Below are 26,764 nucleotides of genomic sequence, written 5' to 3'. Positions count from 1 at the left end.
AAGCACCAGATCGTCCCTGTGTACCAGCTCGTCCCGGCCACGGTAGCCGAGGACCTGTTCTATTTCACGGGATTTGTATCCCGCGATCCGGCTGGCATCCGCCGCGCTGTAGGCGGAGAGGCCACGGGCGACGGAGCGGCCTGCCGGGTCGAGGATTTCCACCAGGTCGCCGCGATCGAAAGAGCCGCTGACTGCCGTCACCCCGGCGGGCAGCAGGCTTTTGCCACGGGCAAGTGCCTTCAGGGCGCCGTCATCCAGCGTGATCGTGCCTTTCGGCGTGAGCGATCCGGCGATCCAGTTCTTCCGTGCCCGGCGCGGGGAGGCGGCGGCGGCGAACCAGGTGACGGGGGCGCCGTCCTCGATCGCGCGCAGCGGGTGCGGGGCGTAGCCCTTGGCGATGGCCATGCGGCATCCGGCGGCGGTGGCGATTTTACCGGCGGCGATCTTGGTGACCATGCCGCCGGAGGCGTGGTCGCTGCCGGCGGTTCCGGCCATTGCCTCGATATCCGCGTCGATCCGTTCGACAAAGGGAATGTGGACCGCGTCCGGATTGCGGCGCGGATCGCCCGTATAGAGGCCGTCGATATCGGACAGCAGGATCAGCGTATCCGCGCTCACCATCTGGGCCACCCGGGCGCCGAGCCGGTCATTGTCGCCGAACCGGATTTCCTCGGTCGCGACCGTGTCGTTCTCGTTGATCACGGGCACCGCGCCGAGCGCAAGCAGGGCCGTCAGCGTGGAGCGGGCGTTCAGATGATGGCGCCGTTCTTCCGTGTCGGACGGGGAAAGCAGGACCTGTGCGACCGTCATGTCGTGCCGGGCCAGCGCTTCCTGATAGGCATGGGCAAGCCGGACCTGACCGGTGGCGGCGGCGGCCTGTTTTTCTTCGAGCTTCAGGGCGCCTTTCGGCAGGCCGAGATGGCGCCGGCCCACGGCGATGGCGCCGGAGGAGACGACCAGCACCTGCTTGCCGCGCGCTTTCAGGCTGGCGATATCGTCGGCGACACTGTTCAGCCAGTCGCGCCGGACCTCGCCGCCCTCTTCATCCACCAGCAGGGCGGAGCCGATCTTGACGACGATCCGCTCGGCGGTATCGAGACCGCTGCCCGTCACCAGCTCTCCGCTATCGGCACTCTCGGGGCTCATACGGGAGACCAGCCGGCCTCGCTTTCGCCGGTTTCTGCCGATGCAGCTGCCTCGTCCGTGTCATCCGCGTCGTCGAAAGACTCCGCGTCATTCGCCTTGTCGGCGGCATCCTTGCGGGCGCGGCGGGCATCCTGAACCGGACCCATCAGGGTCGAAAGCGCCGAGTCGAGACCCGCGCCGGAGATCGCGGAGATGGTGATCACATCGCGGCCGATTTCTTCCTGCACCATGTCGATCAGCACCGGGATATCCTCCTCGGCCACCGAGTCGATCTTGGACAGTGCGACGATCTCCCGCTTGTTGGAGAGACCCCCGCCGTAATCCTCGAGCTCCTGGCGCACGGTGCGGTAGGCGGCGGCCGGATCGTCCTGGGTGGCATCGACCAGATGCAGCAGCACGGCGCAGCGCTCGACATGGCCGAGGAAGCGGTGGCCAAGCCCGGCGCCTTCCGACGCGCCCTCGATCAGGCCCGGAATATCGGCGATGACGAACTCGTCCTTGCCCACGGTGGCGACGCCGAGGCCGGGATGCAGGGTGGTGAAGGGATAGTCCGCGATCTTCGGGCGGGCCCGGGTAACGCTGGACAGAAAGGTCGATTTCCCGGCATTGGGCAGGCCGACCAGACCGGCATCGGCGATCAGCTTCAGCCGCAGCCAGACCCACATTTCCTCGCCCGGCCAGCCGGGCAGGGACTTGCGGGGGGACTGGTTGGTCGATGTCTTGTAATGGGCGTTACCGAAACCGCCATCGCCGCCCTTCATCAGGACGATGCGCTGGCCGACCCGTGTCAGATCGGCGATGACATGCTCGCGATCGTCATCCAGAACCTGGGTTCCGACCGGCAGGCGCAGTACCGAGTCGCCGCCCTTGGCGCCGCTGCGGTTGCCGCCGGCACCGGGACGGCCGCTGGCGGCTTTGAAATGCTGCTGGTAGCGGTAATCGATGAGCGTGTTCAGGCCGTCGACGCATTCCAGCACCACGGCGCCGCCGCGGCCGCCATCGCCGCCATCCGGGCCGCCATATTCGATGAAAGCCTCGCGCCGGAAGCTGACGGAGCCGGGGCCGCCGTCACCGCTCTTCAGAAACACCTTGGCCTGATCGAGGAACTTCATCTCATGTCATCCACTGAGCGCCCGGCCGGCAATCCGAAAGTGGGGCCGGAATTCGGGCACGAAAAAAGGGAACAGCCAAAGGACCGTTCCCTCATCCGCAGCCGTGACCCGCCCGAAGGCGGATGCGGCGTTATTCTGCTGCTTCAGCCAGCGCCACTTCCACGAAGGTGCGGCCGTTGCTCCTCCGACGGAAAGCAACCTTGCCTTCGGTCAGCGCGAACAGGGTGTGGTCACGTCCCATGCCGACATTCTCGCCCGGGTGGAACTTGGTGCCCCGCTGCCGGATGATGATGTTGCCAGCGATGACGGCTTCGCCACCGAACTTCTTGACGCCAAGACGGCGTCCGGCGGAATCGCGACCGTTACGGGAACTACCGCCTGCCTTTTTATGGGCCATGGATTACTCCTTCGTCTCGGCTTCGGCCGAAACCTCTGCCGGAGCTTCGGCTTTCGCCGGAGCTTTCTTGGCAGCGGCCTTCTTCGGCGCGGCTTTCTTCTTACCGTCGGCCAGGATGTCGGTCACGCGCAGCACCGTCAGTTCCTGACGATGTCCGCGGGTCCGGCGATAGCCCTGACGGCGCTTCTTTTTAAAGACGACGACCTTGTCGCCTTTAGTCTGCTCAAGCACTTCGGCGCGTACAACAGCACCTTCAACAGTCGGCGCACCAACTGTGAGGTCTTCGCCTTCACCCAGCATCAGAACGTCGGCAAGATCAACGGAAGAACCGGCGTCGCCGGAAAGCTTCTCGACCTTGATAACGTCGTTCGGGGCGACTTTGTACTGTTTACCGCCGGTTTTAACGACTGCGAACATTGTCAATACTCTGGCAATGAAAAGGGCGCGCGGACACTTACTTCCGCGTCAGAGCGGCGGACTATACTCCTGGCGACGTTCAAGTCAACAGCGGAGTGCCCGGTTTTTGAGAGAATCTGCGGGGCCGGTCTGCCACCCCCGGATGTCCGCTCCGTCACCGCAGCAGCCCCCTATATATAGTGTCTGGAGAGGGGAGGCGCAAAGGCTGGGGAAACCGAACCAGACGTGCCTGTCTGCCTATTGCGTTTCCAGCATGCTTTTGACGGCCAATATGCGGCGGGATACGATCGGATCGGGTGACGGGGACCGGTGTCATGGCGCAGGCAAGACCAGCTTTCGAAAACCCGGCCGTCGCGGCCGCATATGAGTCCTTCCCTGCGCCGCAGCGGGAAGGCTTGCTTAAATTGCGCACGCTGATCTTCGAGACGGCGGCGGAGACGCCAGGGGTCGGCACGCTTGAAGAAACCCTGAAATGGGGCCAGCCCGCTTACCTGACGCCAAAAACCAGATCAGGCTCGACCATCCGGCTTGGCCTGCCAAAACAGGGCGGCTTCGCCCTCTACGCCCATTGCCAGACGACACTCATCCCGGACTTCCGCAGCCTGTTCCCGGATGAATTCGACTATGAAGGCAATCGCGCGGTGCATTTCAAGGAAGGCGCCGCACTGCCGCTGGAGCCGTTGCGGCTGCTCGTCCGCAGCGCCCTGACCTACCATCTGAAATAGCCGGGCAAGATAGGGGGCACGGGCCAGTGTGAAAGCCGGAACGCCAGGCATGCAATTCCGGTATTGAATCCCGCCACCCGCCCCGCTATGTTCCGGCCCCTGTTCGGAGAGGTGCCGGAGTGGTTGAACGGGACGGTCTCGAAAACCGTTGAGCGCGCAAGTGTTCCGAGGGTTCGAATCCCTCTCTCTCCGCCAGACCCTCCTTTTGAAATCGTTTATGGTTCTCACACGTCTATGTTAGCGAGTTATAACCGCTACTTTGGTGCGCTAGGCCATAATCAGTTTGTCAGAGAATTTTATACGCTAAAAAGTGCCCGTATACCGGAATATATAGGTGTGATAACCGCGCATTACGATTTGTTGCGTTTGTCAGAGGGGGGGCGCCAAGGCTAATGATCCCTGATCAAATTGATCGCTCCGAGTATCTTACTCATTTTTGATCTGACATTGAGCCAAGCGCTGATAGTATGCGGTGCTGTTTTGACGTCAGATGATGAAGCTCATTGCAATCCTCGATTGTCAATTTGCCTCAACCTCTCTAAATTTCGGTCAAGTTTCATTCTCCACATACCATTGAGGGTAATTTGAGCAACCAAGAGGAATTCGCTCCGCTAGACCAGCAGGAAGACATCGATGATGTCGGCGGGAATTGGATTAGTGATGCGGTGTTGTGGTCGACAGACTGGACAACTGAAACGATTCTTTCTCAGTTGCGGCGTGGTAATATCGACCTAAATCCACGTTTTCAAAGAAGAAGCGCTTGGACTGATAAGAGAAAAAGCCTTTTCATAGAGTCATTAATTTACGGGGTGCCGATTCCTCAAATCATATTGGCAGAGGATAAGAGAAAAAAGGGAAGATTTATTGTAATAGATGGAAAGCAAAGGCTTCTTGCAATTAGGCAATTTGCCGCTGAAGAAAATGAATCTTTTGATAAGCTGATTTTAAAGGGATTGGAGCCGAATAAAAATAAGAAATCAATTTTTGAGGGAAAATCATATCACGATATGAAACTTAATGAAGATTATAGGCAGTATATAGACTCTTTTGATAATCAAACAATAAGAACTGTAGTTATACGAAATTGGAAGAATGAAGAGTATTTATATTCAGTATTTCTTCGAATAAACCAAAACAGTGTTCCTCTCTCTTCACAAGAGCTGCGTCAAGCGATTGACCCAGGCGAGTTTTCGGAATTCGTTGACGAGCGCTCTGGGTCCAGCGAGCCGTTGCGCGCTGCTCTTGGTTTAGACCGCCCGGATTTTCGAATGCGCGACGCTGAGCTTTTACTCCGGTATTTTGCGTATCAAAATTTTGCATCAAGCTATCAGGGAAACTTGAAAAAATTTCTTGATTCGACTCATCGATATTTTAATAGCCAATGGGATTCTGAGAATATAAAGGCCCTCAGGCAGTTTGAAACGTTCAATCAAACTCTGATTCTGACGCGTCAAATTTTTGGTGAGAAAAAGTACTTAAGAAAATGGAATGGGAATTCATTTGAGCCGAGGATAAATCGTGCTGTATTCGACATTATGATGTACTACTTTTCTGATTCTAATATTGCTTCGAAAGCAAGCATCGAATCAGAAAAAATTATCAATGCATTCATAAAGCTGTGTGAGAACAAAGATTTTATATCCTCTTTGGAAACCACAACTAAATCTTTAGTTGCAAATCGGATTCGTTTTTCAATGTGGGCCGAAGCTCTAAACCGTGAGCTTGGAACAGATATAAAGTCCCCGTTCGACTGATGGCTACAGACCGTTATCTTGAAATGAAGAACCGGGCTTTAAAATTAAAGAAGCTCTTTGCTCCAAAAACGCAGAATGTGAGCGGTATTTATAGAAATAGTACAAAGGAGAGGATCTATTCTTTTTCAGTGCTTACTCATGCAACAATTGAAGAATATATAGAAAATGAAGTTCGGTTTATTGCAGAAGAATCTCATAGAAAATGGAAAGATGTAGGCTATATTAGCTTACCGTTGTTAGCTATGATGTGTCGACGAGAAGGAGGAGATGTCGGATTCTCAGATGATGTTTTTGATATTTCAAGCAAAAGAGAACTTAGGACGATTGTTACGCATTCATTTATTCAATGTAAAAGCCGTATTGACGCAAACCACGGCATACGTAAAAATAATATATCAAAACTTTTTATGAATATTGGTTTTTCTCCATCAGGAGCTTGTGAAGCTATAATAGGTAGTTTGGATGCATTTGGGCAAAAACGCGGTGATTATGCTCATAAAGCACCGACAGAAACATTACTGCGAGAAACTGATCCATATACAGAAGCACTCGAAACCATACGCCTGATTGAAGAAATCGAAGTCCTTGATGGCGAGATTTCAAATTATCGAGATGATCAGGGTTTATGATAAAATTTAATAATTATTTCTAATTTAATAAATTCACAGAATAAATAATATTGCTATATATGGATAATTTTTAAATTTACCTCAGTAGTAGATTTCTAAATTGTTTTCTACTATTTGTTATATTTTTACCATAAGCATTGGCTATAGCAGGCCAATACTGACCGATTACTTTCACTGTGAATCACCGAAGGGTTTGCCTCGATCCCCGCTTTGCCTCCGACCTACATTATCTGCCCGAAACCCGCCGCCTGATGGCTCAGGCGGCGGACAGCGAACGTTACGTGCCCGTCGCGCCCACTTCCGCAGTGGCATGCGGCCACGGTTTCCGCTTGTTGAGATAAAAAACCACGGCAAACACGGCAAGGGCAGCGATGTTGACATAGAGGTGGGCCGGCCACATCAGGGCGAAGCCGACCGCGCCGATCACCGCGCGTTCAAGCAGGTTCATTTTGTTTTCCCAATGCCCTTCCAGGGCCGCGCAGAGCGCCCAGAAGCCGAAAACGGCGAAGCCGAACACTTCCAGCATCTCCCCCCAGTTACCGCTCATGAGCGGCGTGAAGGCGATCAGGAAGGGGACGAAATACAGCCCTTTCGCAATTTTCCAGGAATAGAACCCGGTCAGCATCGGCGGCGATTTGGCGATGGCGGCGGCGGTGAAGGATGCCAGGCAGACGGGCGGGGTCACGTTGCTGTCCTGGGACAGCCAGAACACGATCATATGCGCCGACAGCAGGGCGGTTGCCAGGACCGGGGCGGTGAAGGCCGTGTCATACAGCAGGGACAGGCTTTCAAACGGCATGCCCTTGATCAGCGTATGGGCCTGGTCGAATGGCATCGGGCCGGCGAGGGCTGCGATCGATTCAGGGGCGGTCAGCATGAAGATCGCCTTGGCGGCGTCCGGCAGGGTGCCGCTCACCAGCTGCTCGATCAGCTGGTCCTGCAGGATAAGCTGGTTGAGCGCGGGGGCGGAAAGGGTGCCGAGCACGATATAGGCGGCGGTTACCGGCAGGCCCATGCCCAGAACGAGGGAGGCCAGCGCCACCAGGATGATGGCGATGGAGAGGGAGCCGCCGGCCCAGTTGGTGATCATCAGCGAGAAGGTGTTGCCGAGCCCGGTTGTCGAAATGACATTGACGATGAGGCCGACGGAGCACAGCAGGATGGCGGTCATGATCATGTTCCGCGACCCGAGCTCAAGGGCGGCGATGATCTGTTTCAGGCCCATCCGGTTCGGGGTCAGCCAGGACGCGCCGATACAGGTCAGAATGGCGAAACCGGCGGCATATGTCGGCGTATAGCCGATGACCAGCATGCCGATCAGCAGGGCGACCGGGATGATGAAGGGCGGGCCGCCTTCCTTGAAGACCTGCCAGACGGTCGGCGAATTCTCTTCCGGCGGCAGGATGGCGTTGACCTTGCGCGCCTCGATCCGGACGAAGAAGGCAACGGTCAGGAAATACAGGATGGCGGGCAGGATGCTGACCACCACGATGGTGGTGTAGGGAAGCTGGGTGATGGAGGCCATGACAAAGGCACCGGCGCCCATGATCGGCGGCATCAGTTGCCCGCCGGTGGAGGCGGCGGCTTCCACGCCCCCTGCGAATTGCGGTTTGAACCCGGCCTTTTTCATCAGCGGGATGGTGATGACGCCGGTCGATGCCGTATTGGCGACGGCGGACCCCGAAATCGTGCCCGTCAGGCCGCTGGCGATCACCGCGACCAGGCCCGGCCCGCCGACAAGATTGCCGGCAACCGTTCTGGAAATATTGACGATGAAGTTCCCCGCCCCCGATTTCAGAAGGAAGGCACCAAAAAGGATAAACATGAAAACAAAGGTCGAGGAGATCCCGGCGATACTGCCGAACAGCGCATCGTCGCCATACATCGACCGGAACATCAGGGTCTCGGGTTGCAGGCCGGCAAACCGGAACACGCCCGGCACATAGGCCCCGAACCATGAAATATAGGCGAGTGCCGTGACGATCAGGACAGGAATGATCATCCCGGTTGTGCGGCGGGTAAACTCGATCGCCCCGATGATACAGAGGGACCCCATGACCCAGTCCAGGGACGAGAGCCGGACGCCGCGATCATAGATCGCGCTTTCGGCATTCACGATATAAAGCGCGGCGATGGCGACAAGGATCCCGAAGCCGATATCGAGTGCCCGGATCAGCGGGCGTTGTGCCCAGGGCTTCCTTGAGACCGACGTCACGAGGCCGCAGAGCAGCGCGAATCCGGCGAAATGGAAGCCATTCTGAAACAGGGTGGGAAGAGTTCCCAGCGTGTTCATCCAGATATGGAAAAGGGCTATGCCAACAGCCAGAAAAAGGATGGCGACCTCGGTTTTCGACCTTTTCCTGACGTCAATATCTTCGGCGCTCTCGAAACTCATTTGTATCCCTGCCCGTGGTGTTTTTTCTCGCACCGGCTTGATGCCGGATTCGAAAAACCGGAGGCCGCGCATTTCGGCCTCCGGTCAACCTGTCTAACGTTAGCCAAACGTTATCTGGTTCTTATTTGGCGATCAGGTGATCGGGGATGGTGATCCCGACTTCCTTGTAGTACCGCGCCGCACCGGGATGCAGCGGTACCGGAAGACCGCCAATCGCCTTGTCGATGGCCATCGCCTTCGTGGCGGCGTGGATGGCGTTCAGGAAGCCGAGATTTTCAAAGATCGTCTTGGTGATCTGATAGACATCTTCTTCCGGAATATCCGCCGTGGTGGCCAGGAAGTTCGGCTGGGCAACGGTCTGGATGTCCGTTGTCTGGCCGGGATAGGAGTTGGCGGGGATGGTGTAGGGAACCCACAGACCGCGGCCGTTATCGGCCTTCTTCACTTCGTCTTCGGTCATGCTCAGCATCTTCACGCTGTCGCCAGCGGTCGACATCAGCTGAACCAGCGCGCCGACGGGAACGCCACCCGGCACCCCGACGCCGGCAATCTTGCCGTCCTGCAAGGCGGAGACCGATGGGCCATATCCGCCGTACATCAGCTCAAAATCCTTGTCCATATCCAGGCCAAACCCGGACAGGATGGTGCGGTTGGATCCGATGGTGCCGGAATTCTTGGCGCCCATCGCAACGGCCTGGCCCTTCAGGGCGACGAAGTCGGCCATGGTGCCGGTTTTCGCCTTGTCGGCGGCAATGATGTAATGCTCGACATTCTGCCACAGCATGCTGATGGAACGCAGTTTGGTCTGCGGGCCGTCGGCGGCGACCGGGCCGGTGCCGGTTGCGGCATAATAGCCGAAAAGTCCCTGAAGAATGGCGAACTGGGCCTCGCCGTCGCGGAGCAGTTTCACATTCTCGCCCGATCCGGCGGAGGAAATGGCGGACATGCCGATCTTCGTCTTCGGCTCCAGCTTGACCTTGGTCAGGGTGGCGAGCGCGACGCCAACCGGGTAGTAGGTGCCGCCGGTCGACGCGGTCGACAGGATGTAGTTCTTCGCTTCCTGGGCAGAGGCCATTCCGGCACTCAACGTAATCCCAAGAGCCACGGCACCAGCCGTGATCACGCGTGATGGACGAAAGTTCATTAGTATACTCCCTATGTATTTTTTATTTTTCAGGGTCGCCGAATGGGCCCGTGCGATGAAAATGACGTTAACGATATCCGGCATCAAGCTCTACTTCTCCTTTTCCATTTTCAACGCGGCCGGAACGCGATGACTATCGCGCGTTGATCATGATCGATTACTCTCGCGCTGAATCACCGAAGAGTTTGCCTTGATGTCCGCTTTTGCCGCCGATCCAGACTATCTGACCGAAACCCGCCGCCTGATGGCCCAGGCACAGGCGGCGTTTGAGCGCGGGGATCTGGCGGGGTCGGCGGACGGGTTCGTGCTTGTTGCCCGGCGCCATCCGGCGGCGGTGGGGGGCTGGGTTCAGGCGGCAGCGGCCGGATTGCGGGCCGGGGTGGTCGCGCTTGCCCTGAAAGCGGCGCGGCGGTCGGTGCTTCTGGATCCGAGCGCGCCAGCGGCGGCGGCTCTGTTGACGGCCGCCTCCACGGCCGAACCCCTGGTCAGCCGTCACAGAGCAACGGCGCTCTGGGCGATCCTGCATCCGGGCAAGGCGGAAGCTCTGGGGGCGCTTGCAAGCAGTTACCAGGATCTTGGCCGGGCCGAGCAGGCGGAGCGGGTGGCGCGGGATGCCCTGCATGCCGATCCGTATCTCGACTGGGTGCGGGTCAATCTTGCCGTGATCCTGCGTGAATCCGGCCGCGAGGGGAAAGCGGAGACGGAGCTGCGCCGGGCCGTGATTGCCGGCCCGGACGGTAATCTGGCCTGGCGCCGGATGGCGGCCCTCGCCGAGACCCTGTCGAAGCTCGAGCGCGCAGGCACGGCGGCACGGCGGGCTCTGGTCATTGATGCGCAGGATCATGTCAGCGCGCTGTTTCTCTCGATTGTCGAGCGCCGCCAGGGCGATCTTGACGGCGCGCTGCACCGCTTGCAGGCCTTGCCCGAGGCGATGGATGGCGAGGCGGGGCGGGATGCCGTCGAGTTCGAGCTGGGGACCGTTCTCGACCGGCTCGGGCAGTATGACGAAGCCTGGACCCGTTTCGAGCGGGGCAACCGGATCGCGGTTCAGCGTGCGCCGTCGGGCGCTGCCGATCCGCGTCCTTTCCTGAGCACGCTTGATGCTTTCGCGGGCGCGATTTCGGACGGTTGGCCGGCGCGCTGGGCGCGGCTTCCGGAGGCGTCACCGCCCGCCGTGTTCATGGTCGGTTTTCCGCGCTCCGGGACGACATTGCTGGACCAGATTCTGGACGCCCATCCGGATGCCCGGGTGATCGAGGAGCAGCCCGTGCTTTCCAGCGTCGGGGCCGGGTTCATTGCGGCGGGCAAGGAAACGCTGGCCGAACGGCTTGCCGCCTTGGACGAGGATGAAGCCGACCGGCTGCGCGCGGAATATCGGGCCAAGCTGGTGCGCTGGGCCGGTGATAAAAGCCCGCGCGTGGTGATCGACAAGATGCCGCTCAACATCATCTATCTGCCGCTTGCCCTCAGGCTCTATCCGAATGCCAAGGTGATCCTGTCCCTGCGCCATCCGTGCGACTGTTGCCTGAGCTGTTTCATGCAGTCGATCCGGCTCAACTCGGCGATGGCCAGTTTCACCTCGATGGAGGGGGCCGCCGGTTTCTATGCGCGGGTCATGGCTCTGTGGCAGGAGATCGAGCGGGTATTGTCGCCCGACCATATTACCGTGCGGTACGAGGATCTGGTTGCCGATACGGAAGGCGTGGCCCGGCGGGTAGTTGATTTCCTCGGCCTCGACTGGACGGACGCGGTTCTCGATCACACGGCGCATGCCAAGGCGCGGGGTATGATCCGGACCCCCAGTTTCCGCCAGGTGTCGGAGCCGATCTATACCCGCGCCGTTGGCCGGTGGTCCCGGTACCGGGACCAGATGGCGCCTTATCTGGACACGCTTGCACCCTATGCCGGGTATTTCGGCTATGGAGACCCGAGGGACATCCCGCGCGGGGAAGACTAGGCCCCGGGTTCATGAGGGGCGCCGGGGACGTCTTTCACAATGAACCCCAGGTTTGGCTTGCTTCTTGCTTACCTCACTCTTCGACAAAGCCACGCCCCCGGGCGGGTCTGAACACGTGATGGAAGCTGTTGCCGATGGCATTTGCCGAAAGAATGGATTCCGGTTTTCCGGATGAGCCCCGGATGCTTGAAACCGGGACCTCCGCACCGTCCGGCGCGGGCGGTCTTCAGATGCACAGTTTCGGGTTCTGGCAGCAGGGCGTTGCGCCGGGTGACTGGTCGCATGAAGTCATCGCCCGCAATCTGGAGGGCGAGGATTTCAAGGGTTACCGGCGGGCCTCCGATCCGTCCTGTCTGCGCGATACCAGCCCGTATTTACCCGAAACAACAGAAGTGCTGCCGGACGAGATCGTGGTTGAGACAGGACGTCTTGTTCCCGCTCAGGCCTCGGAGGAGACCATTGCCGCCGTCGGGCGGCTGGTTGCGGCGTATGGCGAGGATACTCTCCTGGACCGGATCGATGGTGATGCCCTGGTCCAGCCTGCGCGTACGGAGAGTCATGGGGCGGATCTGTACGGGATCGAGCTGGTCGATACAGTCGCCGGCGCTGCCCGGCGTGCCGGGCTCGAGGGCTCGCCCATGTATGCCGCGATGCGCGGTATGGACGCGTCCCGGGCCGCTCCGGAAGACGGCCTTGTAGAGGCGGGTCTGCATCGCCGGGTCACGGATCTTGAGGCTGACACCACTTCTGCCACGGCAGAAGCTGGTCTGCTCCGGTTTGGCCAACCCCTCGTATCCGGCCAGCCCCTGATCCAGAGCGCCGACGATTTCCTGATGCTTTGAGTGCGGTCCGTGCCATCACCGCCGGATTTTCTTTCCTGACTGCCCCCTTGCGCTGACATGCCTGCGCTGGTTCCATGCTCGTGCCTCTTCTTTCAAAGACCCATTTCACGAGCAAAGCCATGTCCGCTTCCAGCACCGGGGCTTCCTTGCCCTACCGTCTTCGCCTGCCTGGCCCGACCGCTGTTCCCGATCGTGTCCTTCAAGCCGCCGCTCAGCCGATGATCGCCCATCGCGGGCCGGAATTCCTGGCCCGCTTCAAGGCGATCCAGGACCGGCTGCAACCGATCCTCGGCCGCTCCGGTGTGCCGCCCTTCCTGTTCGCCTCGACGGGCATTGGGGCCATGGAATCCGGCATCATCAATGTTGCCGGGCCGGGTCAGCGGGTGCTGATCGCGACCAATGGCCAGTGGGGACCGGTCTTCCGGCGCCTGGCGGAGGGTATCGGTGCGGAAGTCGACGAAGTGGTCTCCGGTCTTGGTGATCCGGTTGATCTCGACGGAGTGCGCCGGGCGCTTGGTGAGAAGAGTTATGCGGCGGTCGTCACGGTGCATAGCGAGAGTTCAACCGGTGCGCTGACCGATCTGAAAGCCCTCGGCGAAATCGTTGCGGAAACGGACTCGGTTCTGGTCTGCGACAGTGTCAGCGGCCTTGGCGGCGCGGAGCTGTGCGCCGATGAATGGGGTGTGGATGTCGTGGTTTCCGCCTCGCAGAAATGCCTGATGTGCCCGCCGGGCCTCGGCATTGCCAGCATCAGCGAGAAGGCCTGGGGCATCATCGATCGCGATGACCGCGGCCCGCGCGGCTATTTCGACTATCGCCGCTTCCGGCCGATGGCGGAGAAGGGTGAGCCGACCTATACGGCACCGGTCGCCATGCTGAACGCACTCGACGCGGCCTTGAGCATGATTGGCGAAGAGGGGCTGGACGCGACACTGGCGCGTCATCTGCGGCTCAATTGTGCGCTCACTGCCGGACTTGATGTGCTCGGCTTCTCGGTCTTCCCGACTGGCACGCCAAGCCCGACGCTGGTTGTGGTGAAAACACCGGAGGGAGTGTCCGCTCCGGTGCTGATCGATCATCTGGCGGAGCGCTATAACTGCATGATTGCGGGTACCCGGTTCGAGGACCTGAAAGACCGTCTGGTCCGGATCGGCACCATGGGCTGGGTCAGCGAGGCGGAAATCCTGACCGACCTGGAGCAGATCTCCGCTGCCCTTGCCGATCTTGGTGCCAGCGCCGATAAAGAGGCTGCACTTGCAGCCGCGAAAGCGGCATTCGCAGGATAAAAATCCAAGGGGGCGGTGGATGACAGCACCGGATAATTGGGGCTGGAAGGCCCGCATCGGCATGTTCATCGTCGGCAGCGAAGCCGTTCCGGAAGCGGAATGGTGGGCCATGATGCCGCCCCATACCTCTGTCCATGCCGCCCGGGTCTCCGCCCCCGCGCCCTGGGCCGCATGGGACGCGGACAGGACGCATGTCAGCCTGTCGGAAGATCTGGCGCGCGGGGCACGGCAGTTCGCCTCGATGCGCCTGTCGGCGGTGGTGCTCGGCCACAGTTCCAGCAGTCTGGTCGGCGGCAAGGGCTGGGACGAGGCAGTGGTGCAAAGCCTCTCGGATATCCTCGGGTCCGGCATCCCGGTCACCACCAATGCGCTCGACTGCTTCGCGGCTCTCAAGGTATCGGACGTCAAAAGCCCGTTTCTGGTGCTGCCGCCCTGGTTCAACGACGCCACGCTGGCCGTTGCTCTCGGCTATTTCCGCGATCACGGCATCGAGCCCGCGGGCATGCTGCGCTACGATCCGGGCCCCGGCTGGCGCGATGTGCCGACGGGCGAGATGTATCCACTGGGCCTTGGTTTCGAGCAGCAGATCGAGCCGCTTTATACCCAGATCAAGGCGGCCTGCCCGAATGAGGCCGACGGAGTGCTGATCCTCGGCACCGGTTTCCGCTGTGTCGGGCTTATCGAGACATTGGAGCAGGACCTGCGGCGCCCGGTGATTTCGGCCAATCAGGCAAGCCTGTGGCATTGCCTGCGACTGGCGGGTGTACAGGTGAAGATTGCAGGGTATGGGAGTCTGCTGGCTGGGTAAGGCGCTGCCGCGCGGCATTCATGCTCCGGCGTCTTCCACATGAACCGGCCTGCTTGTTACAATTTCAGGTAGAATGATCGGAATCAGGACCCTACCCCGAGGGAAACTGGCGTGAGCTGGCAATACGATACCATCGTCAAAAGTGACGAGCCTGCGATCCAGCGTTTCATCGATCTCTGGACCGAGCGCCGGGCCGGGCGGCCGATGCCGTCCCGGAGTGCTTTCGTGCCGGAAGATCTGCGCGAATGGTTCGGCCATGTTCTGCTCCTCGATGTCATTGAGGGAGGCGCGGATTTTCGCTACCGGCTGGTCGGGGTGGAGATCGCGCGGGCGCTGGGCCGGGATTATACCGGACGGCGGATGACGGAATGCACCTACGAGGTTCCCAGAGCCGCTGTGATCAGGGAGTTTCGGGAGGTTGTCGAGGCGCGCGGCCCGGTCTTGCGCGCGGGGCATGTCACCTGGGCGCCGGACAGGAGCTGGCGGGCTTTCAGGTCGGTCCATGCGCCACTGGCCTCCGATGGGCAGACGGTGGACAAGACCATGGGCGTGCTGCTTATCGGACAGGCGGTGCCGTATCCGTCGCGCGGATGGCGTTCCTGAGCATCGAGAGCCGGCGAGCCGGATAATCCCGGACGGAGATTCTCTGCCGCTTTATCGGGCCGCCCTGTCCGGAACCGCGCGCAGGGCCGTCGGCATGTCGCGGTCATAGTCCGTTATGTAGTCGCGGGTCAGCGGAACGGCTTTCTGATCGCGTGCCATCTGTACCTGAAACACCATGTGGCCGAAGCGCCGGAAAGACAGCTCCGCGCTGATCAGATAGAACTCCCACATCCGGCAGAAGCGCTCGTCATAAAGCGAGGCCATGGCATCCCAGCTGGCCATGAAGCGATTGCGCCAGTGCCGGATGGTTTTCGCATAATGCAGCCGCAGCACTTCGATATCGGTGACCCAGAGCTGCTGCCGCTCTATCTCGGGCAGGACTTCGGAAAGCGCAGGCGAATAGCCTCCGGGGAAGATATAGCGGCGGATCCACGGATTGGTGACGCCGGGTCCGTCCTGCCGTCCGATGGAATGCAGCAGCGCGACGCCGTCCTCGGTCAGGGTTTCGCGCACCTTCGAGAAGAAGTCGCGGTAATTGTTGATGCCGACATGCTCGAACATGCCGACCGAGACGACGCGGTCGAATGTATCCTCGATCAGGCGGTAATCCATCAGCTCGAACCGGACGCGATCCGACACGCCGGACGCCTTGGCACGGGCGACGGCGCTCTTGTACTGCTCTTCGGAAAGGGTAACGCCGAGCACTTCGACATCCGCCATCCGGGCCAGGGCGATGGCGAGCCCGCCCCAGCCGCAGCCAATATCGAGGACGCGCTGCCCCGGCTTCAACAGGAGTTTTGCGGCGATATGCCGGATCTTCGCTTCCTGTGCGGCATCGAGACCGGTGTCGGCTTGCGGAAAATAGCCGCAGGAATATTGCCGCTGGGGGTCGAGGAAGCTGTCATAGAGAGCGCCGGAGAGATCGTAGTGATGGGCAACGTTTTCCCGGGCCCGGTGAATGGGATTTGATTGCTGCAATCTTCTGGCGATGCGCCCGACGGAGCCGAGAATGCGTTGCAGTGGCTGATCTTCGAGGCGCTGGTAATTCACCATGCCGATCTCGATCAGATCATATAGCTGCCCTTCTTCGATGCTCAGCCGCCCGTCCATATAGGCTTCGCCGAGCTTTAGCTGAGGGTAGAGCGCCAGTTGCATGTCGGCGATCCGGTCTTTCACCCGGATCGTGACATGTGGAGCGCCAGAACCGACGGTCCGGCTCTGATTATCTGGGCCAAGGATTGTGATGGTCCCGGTCTTGATGATCCGGGACAGGAGACTCGCAAACAGCATCTGTCCGCCCCCAATTCGCTCTAAGACGATGGCGTGGACATTCGCGGTCAACCAATCCGACCCACGCTCAATTTGAATAACACGGTCCGGTTATGGTTAAGAATGCACCCGGGAGCGGAAAGTTCAAATTGCCATGTTGGATATAAGGAATATTGCAAGCGGCACGAATGTGGCTGACAGCCACGTTTGGCGCGTCACCCGAGACGGCGCCTCAGCCAGTCAGTCAATTGCTCCATTCCCAGAACGATCACGAAAATAGCCAGGATGATGGTGGCGGCTTTCGGGTACTGGAATAGCTCGAAGGCGCTTTTCAGTTCCTGGCCGATGCCGCCGGCCCCGACGATCCCGAGTACCACCGATGACCGCACCGCAAGTTCCAGGCTGAACAGGCTGGTATTGATGAAGGACGGCATGCAGTCCGGCACCACGGCGGCGAACAGGATGTCGATTTTGCGGGCGCCGGCGGCGTCGAGGGCCTCGCGGGATTGCCGGTCGGAATCCTCCATGGCCTCGGCGAAGAAGCGGCCGCAGAAACCGGCGGTGTCGACGATGATGGTCAATGTCCCGGCAACGGCGCCGAGACCGACGGCGGAGACGAAGAACAGCGCCCAGACCAGATCCGGCACCGTGCGGAACAGGGACACCAGCATCCGGGCGATCCAGCGGAAGGGGCCAAGCGGGGTCAGGCCCATGGCGCCGCACCAGGCCAGGGGAAAGCTGACAAGAATGCCGAAAAACGTTCCGGCAAGGGCGATCTGAACGGTCTCCAGCAGCCGTAATGCCATGCGGCCGAGAAAGGCCGGATCGGTCGCCGGCGGCAGCATCCGGCCAAGCAGGGAGCCCATGCGGGGCAGGGCCCCGGCCATCCGCTCCGGCGATGGCGTGACTTCGCCGATGGAGGCAACCAGAAGCGCGCCCAGTGCAACCATGAGGGCGAAGCGCAATGGGTCGAGCCGGGCAATGCGCGGCATGACGGGGCGCTCCGGATATTCGGTGCGGATATCAGTTGCCATGGAAGACGGGCTCCAGATCCGCGGGTGCCAGGTCTGCGCTGGCCGCATTCAGCATGATCGTGCCGGCTTTCAGCGCGATGACCCGGTCCGCGTAGGAAAGGGCGTGGTTCATGTCATGGGTGGTGAAGAGAAGAGTGCAGCCCCGTGCTCCGGCAAGCCGGTGGAACAGCGTCATGATGTCGTTCCCGGCGGCGGGGTCGAGGCTGGCCGCCGGCTCGTCCGCGATGATCAGGGCGGGCTTGTGCACAATGGCGCGGGCGATGGCGACGCGCTGGGACTGACCGCCGGAAAGCGTGTCCGCGCGGGCATTCCATTTCTCCCCGAGACCAACGGCATCCAGCGCGGCCCGGGCGTCTTCGCGGAGGACGCGGGGGGCAAGCATCTGGTGCCAGGCCCGGATGCCGTGGCCCTGGCCGAGATAGCCATTCACCACATTCGACAGCGCACTGGTACGGCGCACCAGGCCATGGAACTGGAAGACAAAGCCGAGCTGTCGGCGCAGGGCCTTCCGCTGGCGCAGGCTGGGGTTGCCGGAAAATGTCTCGCCCAGGATCTCGACATCGCCGCCGCTAAGCGGGATGAGGCCGGCGAGGCACCGCAACAGGGTGGATTTGCCGGCGCCGTTCGCGCCGATCAGGGCGACACGCTCGCCCTGCCGGACCTCAAGGCTGACGCCGTTCAGGATCGGCAGCCCGGGCGCGAAGCTTTTCTGTGCCCGGCGAACCTCGATGATGGATGAGCTCATGCACTGATGCCGTTGACGGGGGCGCCGCGCACGGGCGCCGGAGACAGATGCTCCCGGGGCCCGTGCAGCGGCTGCTCCGGTCAGTCGCCGACGAAGCTGGTGAAGCGCTCGACGCCGATGGTTTTGTACATGGAGCGGACATAATCGTAGTCGGTGTCATCGACCGACGAGAGGAAGAAGCCGCCACGGTATTTCTGGTTGTCATCCCCTTTAAGCACGGCGGCCAGCAAGGCCTGTCCGTCCTCTTCGAAGGCCTTGCGGACTTTCGCCACGATGCTCTTGTCGAGGCCGTTGCGGGCGACGAGGATGTCGTTCGGCAGGTCGCGGCCGCGTGCGATCACGGTGAAGGCGACATCCGGATAGGCTTCCCGGGCTTTCTGCAGAGGGCCGAAATTCATCCCGATGGCGCTGATGTCGCCACGGATCAAGGCCTCGACGGCGATGTTGCGGGAGATGATTTTCGGCTCATAGTCCCGGCCGTAATCGAGACCGAGATCGGCCAGCGCCTGTGCCGGGCCGAGATGCTGGGAGGTCGATCCGACGGAACCGAAGGAAATCACCTTGCCCTTCAGGTCGCTGACCTGTTTCACGGGGCCGGTCGCCAGCGTGACGATCTGGGCGAAATAATCGGGACGCTGCCAGGCGACAACGATCTCCGGCTTGGTCAGCTCCTTCAGCACGACATATTCGGCAGGCCCGGTCAGCACGAAGTCGGCCTGGCCGGCATTCATCGCCTCGACGGCGGCGGTCCGGCTGCCGACCGGGAAGAGCTCAAGCTCCAGGCCGGTGCTTTTCTCGATCGCCGCTTCGAACTGTCCGAACTCCTGCTGCAGGGCTTCCAGGCCCTCGATGTCGGTGACGGCGAAACGGATCGGCTCTGCCGCCTGGGCGAGGGCCGGAAGGGAAATGGCCATGAGAGCGGCCGCAAAGAACTTGCGCAGCATCGGAAACGCCTCCAAATGTCGGGTCACTGCCCGTTTGTCAGAACGTTCGAGCCTAGCGGCGGCGTGTATCCCTGTGATGTTGGGTCCGTGTCGTCTTGACGTCGGTTCGATGACGTTTTCATGTCATGGCCTGTCAGCCGCCATATCTGGCAGCGCCTTCCGCCGGAGGGACCTTCATGAAGCTTGTTTTTGATCATCTTGCCATTGTCGCCACGGACCTTGAAACGGGGGCGGATTGGGCCAGGGAGCGGCTCGGCGCGGATATGACGATTGGTGGTGCGCACCCGAAAATGGGCACGCACAACAGGTTGACCCGGACCGGGGCGGATAATTTCCTTGAGATCATCGCGATTGACCCGGAACAGGCCGCTCCGGAGCGGGTTCGCTGGTACCGGATGGACGATCCGGCTGTACAGGCGGCGACGAAAGCAGCCCCGAAGCCGCTTTCCTGGATCGTCGCGACGGATGATCTTGATGCCGTGCTGACCACGGCCCGGGGGCTTGGCCTTGATCTGGGCGTGCCGGTCCAGGTCAGCCGGGGCGACCTGACCTGGCGGATTGCGGTCCGTGACGATGGCGATCTGCCGGAGGGCGGAACCCTGCCGGTCTTCATCCAATGGCCGGAGGGGTCGCATCCGGCAACCCGGATGCCGGATCTCGGCCTTTCGATCACACAGCTAATCTTGCGTCATCCCGAGCCGGCCCGGCTGGATGGATGGCTGTCCGCGCTTGGTGTCCGGGGGATGGTCCGGATAGAGGCAGGCGAGGCAGGGATAGCCGCTGAAATTACCAGGGCGGACGGAGGGTCGGTGCTGATTGACTAGAGCAGGGACGCGTGGTGCCTGGGCACCAGATCCGTGAACCCTTCGTCGAGCCCGAACCCGATATCGATCAGATCGCGGCGGACAACCTGGAATTCGCTTAGAATGGGATGCATGGCCGCCGGGCTCCGGGGAGGATCGATCTCGCTATTGGCGAACAATGCGAAACCGTCAATATTCGGCTCGTCGGACCGGAGGGGAAAGACACAGGCTTCAGCGCGGCGCTCCTCGCCATTCTCGTACTGCTGGAGCAATTCCACGCGAAACGCACAGGGCGTTCTGACAATCATGTCCATCGCCTCTATGGCACTGCTGCGGCGCGCCGGATCGACAAGATTGTAATAGTCCGTACCGACCAGTTTATGAGCGAACCGTTGCCGTATTCCTTCTCCGGCAATGCGAAAAACACAGGCGGAATCGAGCGTTATGGCCGCGATGGCAAGATCGGTCATGATTGGTGCGAAGCTGGAAATATCCAGTCCGTTCTTGGTCGGGATCGTGTTTCCGCTGTCTTGCAGGAGTTTGGCGTATCCCGTTGCGAGAAGTGTGCAGCTGCGCGTCACGAAATGCGGAATCGCAACTGTGATATCTGCGTGATAGTCGGGTTTGCGCGAAATCCAGCGCGACATATATCACCCTCCCTTTTGCGTAGCCCGGCACCGTCCCCCGACAGCATTAGACACTCGCAGTCCGGCTACTCTCGGTTCGAAGGCTTTCTAAATAGTAAACAAGTGCTCAATCGATGTTCTTTTTGAGGCGTGATTCGGCATGGATTAAGGCGGTGCCTTGCGATTCGATCGGGCTCCCTATATCTCTACGGCCGCCTTCGTAATAAGGCCGCGCCATCAGCGCGCCAGCACGCGAGAGGCATCTGAAACCCATCCGGACCCGTTCCAGAATGAGCAAGATCCAGAATCCGTCCCTGCCAAAAGACAAAATCAAGTTCCTGTTGCTTGAGGGGATTTCCGAGACCGCGATACGACAGCTTGAGATTGCCGGATATCCCTGCGTCGAGAGGCAGGCAAAGGCGCTTGAGGAAGATGCGCTGAAAGCTGCCTTGAAAGACGTCAGGCTGCTTGGCATTCGGTCCCGGACGAAAATGACGGAAAGTGTTTTCGCCGCGACCGACAAGCTGATTGCGCTCGGCTGCTTTTCGGTTGGCACCAACCAGGTTGACCTGGAGGCGGCAAAGCGGAAGGGCATCCCCGTTTTCAACGCGCCGTTCTCGAACACACGCAGTGTCGCGGAGCTGACGATTGCGGAAATCGTCATGCTGTTCCGGCGGACCTTCCCGCGGTCGGTCGGGGCGCATGAGAGCCGGTGGGAAAAATCGGCGATCGGCAGCCGCGAGATACGGGGCAAGACCCTTGGTATCGTCGGCTACGGCAATATCGGCACCCAGCTGGCGAACCTCGCCGAAGCGATGGGCATGCGGGTGATCTATTTCGACCGGAGCGACAAGCTCAGCCACGGCAATGTGGAACCGGCCGCGACCCTCGACGAGCTGCTGGAAGCCTCCGACGTGGTGTCCCTGCATCTGCCGGAAACGCCCGAAACAAGGGACATGATCGGTGCGCGCGAGATCGGCAAGATGAAGCCGGGCGCCTATCTCATCAACAATGCCCGGGGCACTATCCTGGATGTGGACGCACTGGCGGCGGCCCTGAAGAGTGGTCATCTCGCCGGTGCGGCGGTGGATGTGTTCCCGACAGAGCCGAAATCGAACGCGGACCCGTTTCAGTCCTCCTTGCAGGGCCTCGACAACGTGATCCTGACGCCGCATGTCGGCGGCTCGACCGAGGAAGCGCAAGAGCGTATCGGTGAGGAAGTGATCCGCAAGCTGATCGAATATTCCGATGTTGGATCAACCGCGGGCGCCGTGAATTTTCCGGAAGTGCAGCTTCCGCCGCGCCCGGCCGGGACCCGTTTCATCCAGGTGCAACGCAATCTGCCGGGCCAGCTTGGCCGTCTCAACGATGTCTTTGCGGCTCACAATATCAACATCGCGGCCCAGCATTATCAGACGGACGGCGAGATCGGGTATGTCGTGCTCGATGCGGAGGGACATGTCCCCGAGGCGGACAAGGTAATCCGCGCCGTGCGCTCGCTTGAAGGTACGATCCGCGCGCGGGTTCTTAACCAGGTCAGCTGACCCCTGTCTCCCGGAGCTTCCGGGCTGCTTGGTGTCCCGGTACCGACAGGATAGACTGGTACCGGGGACGGGGAGGTTGGAATGGGTTCACTGTTGGACATGCTGCGGCGCGACGATCTGGTTGCGCTGGCGGTCTTTATTGCCTGCTGGCTCGGATACGAGACCTTCGTGGCGGTCAGGATCAAGCGTGGGCATGGTCTGCCGGCGGCCATGCAGGCGTGGCGGAGGGACTGGTTCGAAGCCTCCGCTTCCCGGGAAAACCGGATCATCGATATCCAGATTCTCCGGTCCCTTGCCGGAAATTCCGCCTTCATGGCCTCGACCAGCATCTTCGTGGTTGGTGGTCTCGCCGCCGTGTTCGGGGCGTCGGAGCAGGCCGTCGCGGTGCTGAACCGCTTTCGCTTCCTGGCCGAAACAAGTCAGGACAGGTTCGGTCTGAAGATCGCCCTGCTGATCTTCATCTTCACCAACGCTTTCTTCCGGCTGGCCTGGTCGATCAGGCTGCACAACAACGCGGCGGTGGTGCTGGGGGCGATCCCGCAACCGGAATTCGAGGATTTGCGCGAGGTTGGGCGCGAGCGTGGCGGAGTTGCGGCCGAGCTCGCAAGTCTGGCCGCACGGCATTATAACGGCGGCGTTCATTCCTATTATTTCGGCCTCGCGGTCTGCACCTGGTTCGTGCATCCGTTCGCCTTCATCGCGGCCTCGCTCTGGGTCGTCGCTGTCCTGCACCGCCGGGAATTCCGCTCGCGCGCCCTGCGCACCGTGCGCCGGAAGTAATTCCTAGAAAATTCCGGCCTCAAGACCCGCCGCCATACCGGCACCGAGATCGCGGCATTTCTCGATGAAATCCGGCTCGAAACTGCCGCGGCAGACCAGCGGTTCCTGAACGGCCCGCCAGCGCAGGCCGGTGGTGATGGTCTCGACCGCCCGGCAGGTGCCGGTGCCGTCATGCCCGGCGCGGACGAAAAGCGCATAGGGCAGGCCTTCGGTCTTCTCCTGGCAGGGATAGAATATCCGGTCGAAGAAATCTTTCAGGGCGCCGCTCATATAGCCGAGATTTTCCGTTGTCCCGAGAATGACGGCATCGGCGGAGAGCACCGCATCCGGCCCGGCCTCGAACGGAGAAAGAGACGTTACCGCAACGGCGCCGTCATCCGTGGCGTCCAGGGCGCCGCCGCGTACCGCATCCAGCAGGGTCCGGGTATTGTCCGAGGGCGCATGTGAAACGATGAGAAGTGATTTGCTCATTTACCGACTTTAGCAAATACGCACCGGGGTGCGCCGCTCTCATTCTTGCCGTGGGGGAACCGCTGGAATTCCGGTGTTTTTACCCCGCATTGTGGCAGGGCCGCTTGCAGGCTGACCACGACCGCGTAGAGTTGCCGCAAACAGGCGCAGGAAAGATTGCGCACCCGGAACCGGAGAATCATAGCCAATGCCCACCCCGTCGAACGATGTCATCGAAACTCTTCTGAACAGGGTCAGTGTTCGTAAATACACCGACCAGCCGGTCAGCGAGGAGATGCTCGACACCATCCTCAAGACCGCCTTCCGGGCGCCGACATCCTCCAATATCCAGACCTACAGCGTCGTTGTGGTGCGGGACCAGGAGCGGCGCGACGCCCTTATGGCGGCGTGCGGTAATCAGAAACATATCGGTACGGCGCCGGTGTTCCTGGCTTTCTGCGCGGATCTGACCCGGATCGAGGACGCGCTGGTCCGTAACGGACACAATATTGACAGCAACAACCTGGAAACCGGCCTGGTGTCCGCTCTCGATGCCGGGCTGGTCGGCATGTCCGCCTATCTGGTCGCGGATAGCCTGGGACTCAAGGGCGTGATGATCGGCGGTGCCCGGAACAAACCGGTCGAAGTCGCCCGGATTCTCGGCTTGCCGCCGAGGGTCTTCTGCGTTTTCGGCATGTGCCTCGGCTGGCCGGCGGAAGCACCGGCGCAGAAGCCGCGCATGGATTACGACGGTCTGGTGCATTTCGAGCAGTATGGTAAAAACCGGAGCGGCGCTGACGCGACGGCAATCGTAGACAGCTACGATGGTGCTCTCGCGGAGCATTACCGGAGCCAGGGCCGGGAGACCACGGACGCTTCCTGGTCCGATGACATGGACAAGAAATTCGCTCCGCCTCTCCGCGATGACCTGCGCGAGCGGCTGAAGGAGCTTGGATTCGATTTTCGCTAGAGCGGGGTAACCGCCGGGCGCGGCTGTAACGGCCGGACTACAAGGGGAGGATTAGGCATGGACTGGAAAGATCGCCGCCGGCGGTTTCGCGGCGTCATTGAGGGCGGGCGGTGTATCAGACCAGGCTCCGTGCATGACGCGCTGTCCGCCAGGATCGCCGAGGATCTCGGTTTCGAGGCCGGGATGCTTGGCGGCTCCGTCGCCTCGCTCGCGGTCCTGGGCGCGCCGGACGTCATGGTTCTCACTCTGAGTGAGCTGGCCGGGCTGGTCCTGCGGATAAACCGGGCCGGTAATCTGCCGCTGATGGTCGATGCGGATCACGGTTTCGGCAATGCGCTGAATGTCCGCCGCACGGTGGAGGAGCTAGAGATTGCGGGCGCTGCCGGGCTTTCGATCGAGGATACGGACCTGCCTGAACCTTACGGGAGCGATGGGCAGGCCCGGCTGCTCAGTCTTGAGGAAGGCGTCGGCAAGATGCGCGCCGCGCTTGCCGGGCGGCAGGACCCGGACCTCGTCATTGCCGGCCGCACCAGTGCCGCCAGCGTCAACGGCGTTGCCGATGCCATTGAGCGGGCGAAGGCGTATGAAGAGGTTGGCGTCGATGCGATCTTTCTGATCGGCATCAAGACCCGGGCGGATCTCGATGCGGTCTCCGGGGCGGTGAGCCGGCCGCTGATCATTGGCGGGGTGCCTCCGGAGCTGGATGACTGGGATTATCTCTCGGCGCGCGGCGTCCGTATTGCCCTGCAAGGACATCAGCCGATAGCGGCTGCCGTTGCCGCCGTCGAGGCGACGCTGCGGGCGCTGCGCGATGGCTGCCATCCGTCCGAAATCAAAACGCCTCTGGCATCGCCGGATCTGATGAAGCGTCTGACCCGTGCGGAAAGTTATGAAGACATGTCGGAGCGGACGCTGGGCCGGAAATAGGGCCGCTGACAGAAGCAAAAAATCGAAGCATTTCAGCGATTCGGGCCCGATGCCGGATTGGCCGGGAAGTCTTGATGATTATCTATACGCGAAGGCCTTGATTCCGGCGTCGGCGCGACAGTTCGGTTAAATTGGCTGTATGGAAACAGTTTTCACAAAGATTTTTTTAGAAAATGAAGTGTCTTTACAAATATTTAACGTTTCTGATGTGAGGGCCGCCTGCCACAGTGCCGGGCAATTAGCATAACAGCCGCAGGTAGGATTGAAAAAAGTAGGCATTCCGCGGATTTCCTTCGAACAGGGAATACGTCACTCTGCTTGCTCCGATGACGTAATCTGAGACCTGTGACTGGCGACTTGATTTGGTAGCGAACACCAAAAACCGCTCAATCGACGATGCGGGGGAAACAGTCGCGGCAATGCTGGGCGGCGGATTTGCCGAGGCCATTCCGTCGGAATATCGCGGACCCGATCTCGGAATCCTGCACCGCACGCCCGGATTCGAAGCGGCGCTTCTGGATCTCGGGGTCGACGGTCTTGAAGAGGTCGATCCGGGTTATCTTTCCCTGCTGAAGTCGGTTCTCGCCAGTGGGGAGACGCGCAGCCGCAATCTCCGGGCGCATGCGGGAGAGAACCAGCGCTTTCTGCGTATCGATGCCTATCCGATCCGCGACACGGAAGGAGCGGTCTCCGGGATCTCCGTCGTGGTGACGGATAATGCTCCGGCAGCCCGCCGGGAAGAAGCGATTCTGCGTAACCTGGAGCTGGAACGCTCCAGGTTCGACGATTACCCGGTCGGCACCACGGATGAAGACTGGACCGGCGCACGACGGGTGCTGGAACGTCTGAAGCGGGACGGTCACACTGATATTCCGGCCTATGTCAGGGCAAATCCGGGGATTTTGCTGGATCTTGCCGATGGTGCGCGGATCGTTGACCTGAACGAGGCGGCGGTAAAAACCTACAATGCGCCGGACAAGCGCACTCTGATCGACCATTTCAATCAGGCGCCGGACCTTTCTTCCTACAATCCCGAAACCGGCCTCTCGGACATCTTTGTTGAATTGCTTGCGCGTTTTTTCGCTGGCGAGACCAAGGTTGTGGTCGAGGGATGGGATACGACATTCGACGGACGTCAGATCTATCTGCGGACCAGCACCAGCATCATGCCCGGCTTCGAGGAGAGCTGGGGCTGGGCGACGGCCTGTGGGACTGGAATCTGGCCGGCAACGAGTTTTTTGCCTCGGCGCAGATGTGCAAGACGGTCGGTTGGGGCACGGAATCCCGCACCATGCCGGGCCGGGTCGCAGATTCCTACATCCATCAGGAGCACCGGAAGGCCGCACGCCGCGCCATGATGCGGAAGCTGCGCGAGGGTGCGGACAGTTTCTCGCTGGAATACCGGATCAAGGATCGTGACGGGGATCCCGTCTGGGTTTCTAATCACTTCCGGGTAG

Annotated in this window: 26 protein-coding genes and 1 tRNA gene; 15 read left to right on the top strand and 12 right to left on the bottom strand. The window is 60.6% G+C overall.

Features of this window, described 5'->3' with window-relative positions:
* The 4 genes from proB to rplU form a co-directional block, all read right to left on the bottom strand.
* On the bottom strand, nt 1-1,146 hold a 1,146-nt coding region (proB, locus tag AAC126_RS14615; RefSeq protein ID WP_339854541.1), incomplete at its 3' end, for a glutamate 5-kinase.
* Nucleotides 1,143-2,258 carry a GTPase ObgE gene (obgE, locus tag AAC126_RS14610; protein WP_339854539.1) on the bottom strand — a complete coding sequence of 372 codons (1,116 nt, stop codon included), beginning with the start codon at nt 2,256-2,258 and terminating at the stop codon, nt 1,143-1,145. The genes obgE and proB, both read right to left, overlap by 4 nt.
* 130 nt (nt 2,259-2,388) lie before the next feature.
* Nucleotides 2,389-2,655 (bottom strand): 50S ribosomal protein L27, encoded by a 267-nt coding sequence (gene rpmA, locus AAC126_RS14605; protein ID WP_339854538.1) that lies wholly within the window; start codon nt 2,653-2,655, stop codon nt 2,389-2,391.
* A 3-nt stretch (nt 2,656-2,658) separates the two neighbouring features.
* Nucleotides 2,659-3,072 carry a 50S ribosomal protein L21 gene (rplU, locus tag AAC126_RS14600; protein ID WP_193172224.1) on the bottom strand — a complete coding sequence of 138 codons (414 nt, stop codon included), beginning with the start codon at nt 3,070-3,072 and terminating at the stop codon, nt 2,659-2,661.
* Between the two features lie 314 nt (nt 3,073-3,386).
* Here rplU and AAC126_RS14595 point away from each other — a divergent pair, with 314 nt between their 5' ends.
* The 4 genes from AAC126_RS14595 to AAC126_RS14580 all read left to right on the top strand — a co-directional run bounded on the left by AAC126_RS14595 (nt 3,387) and on the right by AAC126_RS14580 (nt 6,180).
* On the top strand, nt 3,387-3,797 hold the full coding sequence (locus AAC126_RS14595; RefSeq protein WP_339854533.1) for a DUF1801 domain-containing protein: 411 nt from the start codon (nt 3,387-3,389) through the stop codon (nt 3,795-3,797).
* Between the two features lie 105 nt (nt 3,798-3,902).
* Nucleotides 3,903-3,992 (top strand) — tRNA-Ser (locus tag AAC126_RS14590).
* Between the two features lie 389 nt (nt 3,993-4,381).
* Nucleotides 4,382-5,551 (top strand): DUF262 domain-containing protein, encoded by a 1,170-nt coding sequence (locus AAC126_RS14585; RefSeq protein WP_339854531.1) that lies wholly within the window; start codon nt 4,382-4,384, stop codon nt 5,549-5,551.
* On the top strand, nt 5,551-6,180 hold the full coding sequence (locus AAC126_RS14580) for a HEPN domain-containing protein (protein WP_339854530.1): 630 nt from the start codon (nt 5,551-5,553) through the stop codon (nt 6,178-6,180). Before AAC126_RS14585 ends, AAC126_RS14580 begins: the two co-directional genes overlap by 1 nt.
* A gap of 277 nt (nt 6,181-6,457) precedes the next feature.
* Here the strand turns inward: AAC126_RS14580 and AAC126_RS14575 are convergent, their stop codons facing one another.
* On the bottom strand, nt 6,458-8,575 hold the full coding sequence (locus tag AAC126_RS14575; protein WP_339854528.1) for a TRAP transporter permease: 2,118 nt from the start codon (nt 8,573-8,575) through the stop codon (nt 6,458-6,460).
* A 121-nt stretch (nt 8,576-8,696) separates the two neighbouring features.
* Nucleotides 8,697-9,719: a TAXI family TRAP transporter solute-binding subunit gene (locus AAC126_RS14570; RefSeq protein WP_339854525.1), complete on the bottom strand. Its 1,023-nt coding sequence runs from the start codon at nt 9,717-9,719 to the stop codon at nt 8,697-8,699.
* A 193-nt stretch (nt 9,720-9,912) separates the two neighbouring features.
* On the opposite strand from AAC126_RS14570, the gene AAC126_RS14565 reads away from it, so the two are divergent.
* From AAC126_RS14565 to AAC126_RS14545, 5 genes are all read left to right on the top strand, one after another.
* Entirely contained in the window at nt 9,913-11,676 is a 1,764-nt protein-coding gene (locus AAC126_RS14565; protein WP_339854523.1) for a sulfotransferase, read from the top strand.
* A gap of 134 nt (nt 11,677-11,810) precedes the next feature.
* Nucleotides 11,811-12,518: a hypothetical protein gene (locus AAC126_RS14560; protein WP_339854521.1), complete on the top strand. Its 708-nt coding sequence runs from the start codon at nt 11,811-11,813 to the stop codon at nt 12,516-12,518.
* A 119-nt stretch (nt 12,519-12,637) separates the two neighbouring features.
* Entirely contained in the window at nt 12,638-13,804 is a 1,167-nt protein-coding gene (locus tag AAC126_RS14555) for an alanine--glyoxylate aminotransferase family protein (RefSeq protein ID WP_339854519.1), read from the top strand.
* A 19-nt stretch (nt 13,805-13,823) separates the two neighbouring features.
* Entirely contained in the window at nt 13,824-14,612 is a 789-nt protein-coding gene (locus AAC126_RS14550; protein ID WP_339854517.1) for a hypothetical protein, read from the top strand.
* 111 nt (nt 14,613-14,723) lie between these two features.
* Nucleotides 14,724-15,215 (top strand): PAS domain-containing protein, encoded by a 492-nt coding sequence (locus AAC126_RS14545; RefSeq protein WP_339854516.1) that lies wholly within the window; start codon nt 14,724-14,726, stop codon nt 15,213-15,215.
* Nucleotides 15,216-15,266: 51 nt separating this feature from the next.
* Here the strand turns inward: AAC126_RS14545 and AAC126_RS14540 are convergent, their stop codons facing one another.
* The 4 genes from AAC126_RS14540 to AAC126_RS14525 form a co-directional block, all read right to left on the bottom strand.
* A complete protein-coding gene (locus AAC126_RS14540; protein ID WP_339854514.1) occupies nt 15,267-16,505 on the bottom strand; it encodes a cyclopropane-fatty-acyl-phospholipid synthase family protein in 1,239 nt (412 codons plus the stop codon).
* A 194-nt stretch (nt 16,506-16,699) separates the two neighbouring features.
* Nucleotides 16,700-17,518 (bottom strand): phosphonate ABC transporter, permease protein PhnE, encoded by an 819-nt coding sequence (phnE, locus tag AAC126_RS14535; protein ID WP_339854512.1) that lies wholly within the window; start codon nt 17,516-17,518, stop codon nt 16,700-16,702.
* Nucleotides 17,508-18,263 (bottom strand): ATP-binding cassette domain-containing protein, encoded by a 756-nt coding sequence (locus tag AAC126_RS14530; protein ID WP_339854511.1) that lies wholly within the window; start codon nt 18,261-18,263, stop codon nt 17,508-17,510. The genes phnE and AAC126_RS14530 overlap by 11 nt, the downstream gene beginning before the upstream one ends.
* Before the next feature lie 80 nt (nt 18,264-18,343).
* Nucleotides 18,344-19,207: a PhnD/SsuA/transferrin family substrate-binding protein gene (locus tag AAC126_RS14525; protein WP_339854509.1), complete on the bottom strand. Its 864-nt coding sequence runs from the start codon at nt 19,205-19,207 to the stop codon at nt 18,344-18,346.
* 176 nt (nt 19,208-19,383) lie between these two features.
* Here AAC126_RS14525 and AAC126_RS14520 point away from each other — a divergent pair, with 176 nt between their 5' ends.
* Nucleotides 19,384-20,031, top strand: a complete 648-nt coding sequence (locus tag AAC126_RS14520) for a VOC family protein (protein WP_339854508.1) — start codon at nt 19,384-19,386, stop codon at nt 20,029-20,031.
* Here the strand turns inward: AAC126_RS14520 and AAC126_RS14515 are convergent.
* Entirely contained in the window at nt 20,028-20,657 is a 630-nt protein-coding gene (locus AAC126_RS14515) for a PAS domain-containing protein (RefSeq protein ID WP_339854507.1), read from the bottom strand. The two genes, AAC126_RS14520 and AAC126_RS14515, sit on opposite strands and share 4 nt — an antisense overlap.
* 269 nt (nt 20,658-20,926) lie before the next feature.
* Between AAC126_RS14515 and serA the strand changes: the two genes are divergently transcribed.
* A complete protein-coding gene (gene serA, locus AAC126_RS14510; protein ID WP_339854506.1) occupies nt 20,927-22,180 on the top strand; it encodes a phosphoglycerate dehydrogenase in 1,254 nt (417 codons plus the stop codon).
* A gap of 81 nt (nt 22,181-22,261) precedes the next feature.
* Nucleotides 22,262-22,960 carry a DUF599 domain-containing protein gene (locus tag AAC126_RS14505; RefSeq protein ID WP_339854505.1) on the top strand — a complete coding sequence of 233 codons (699 nt, stop codon included), beginning with the start codon at nt 22,262-22,264 and terminating at the stop codon, nt 22,958-22,960.
* 3 nt (nt 22,961-22,963) lie between these two features.
* Here the strand turns inward: AAC126_RS14505 and AAC126_RS14500 are convergent, their stop codons facing one another.
* Nucleotides 22,964-23,431 (bottom strand): flavodoxin family protein, encoded by a 468-nt coding sequence (locus AAC126_RS14500; protein WP_339854504.1) that lies wholly within the window; start codon nt 23,429-23,431, stop codon nt 22,964-22,966.
* Nucleotides 23,432-23,618: 187 nt separating this feature from the next.
* Between AAC126_RS14500 and AAC126_RS14495 the strand changes: the two genes are divergently transcribed.
* From AAC126_RS14495 to AAC126_RS14485, 3 genes are all read left to right on the top strand, one after another.
* A complete protein-coding gene (locus AAC126_RS14495) occupies nt 23,619-24,380 on the top strand; it encodes an NADPH-dependent oxidoreductase (RefSeq protein WP_339854503.1) in 762 nt (253 codons plus the stop codon).
* A gap of 57 nt (nt 24,381-24,437) precedes the next feature.
* Nucleotides 24,438-25,307, top strand: a complete 870-nt coding sequence (locus AAC126_RS14490) for an isocitrate lyase/PEP mutase family protein (RefSeq protein WP_339854501.1) — start codon at nt 24,438-24,440, stop codon at nt 25,305-25,307.
* Between the two features lie 362 nt (nt 25,308-25,669).
* The gene (locus tag AAC126_RS14485) at nt 25,670-26,665 is read left to right on the top strand and encodes a hypothetical protein (protein ID WP_339854500.1); all 996 of its coding nucleotides are present in this window, start codon (nt 25,670-25,672) and stop codon (nt 26,663-26,665) included.
* Nucleotides 26,666-26,764 lie beyond the last annotated feature (99 nt).

The sequence above is a fragment of the uncultured Nisaea sp. genome (genome assembly GCF_963974195.1).
GTDB lineage: Bacteria > Pseudomonadota > Alphaproteobacteria > Thalassobaculales > Thalassobaculaceae > Nisaea.
The sequence above is the reverse complement of the archived record's forward strand: the minus strand, read 5'-3'. Positions and strand labels throughout refer to the sequence as shown.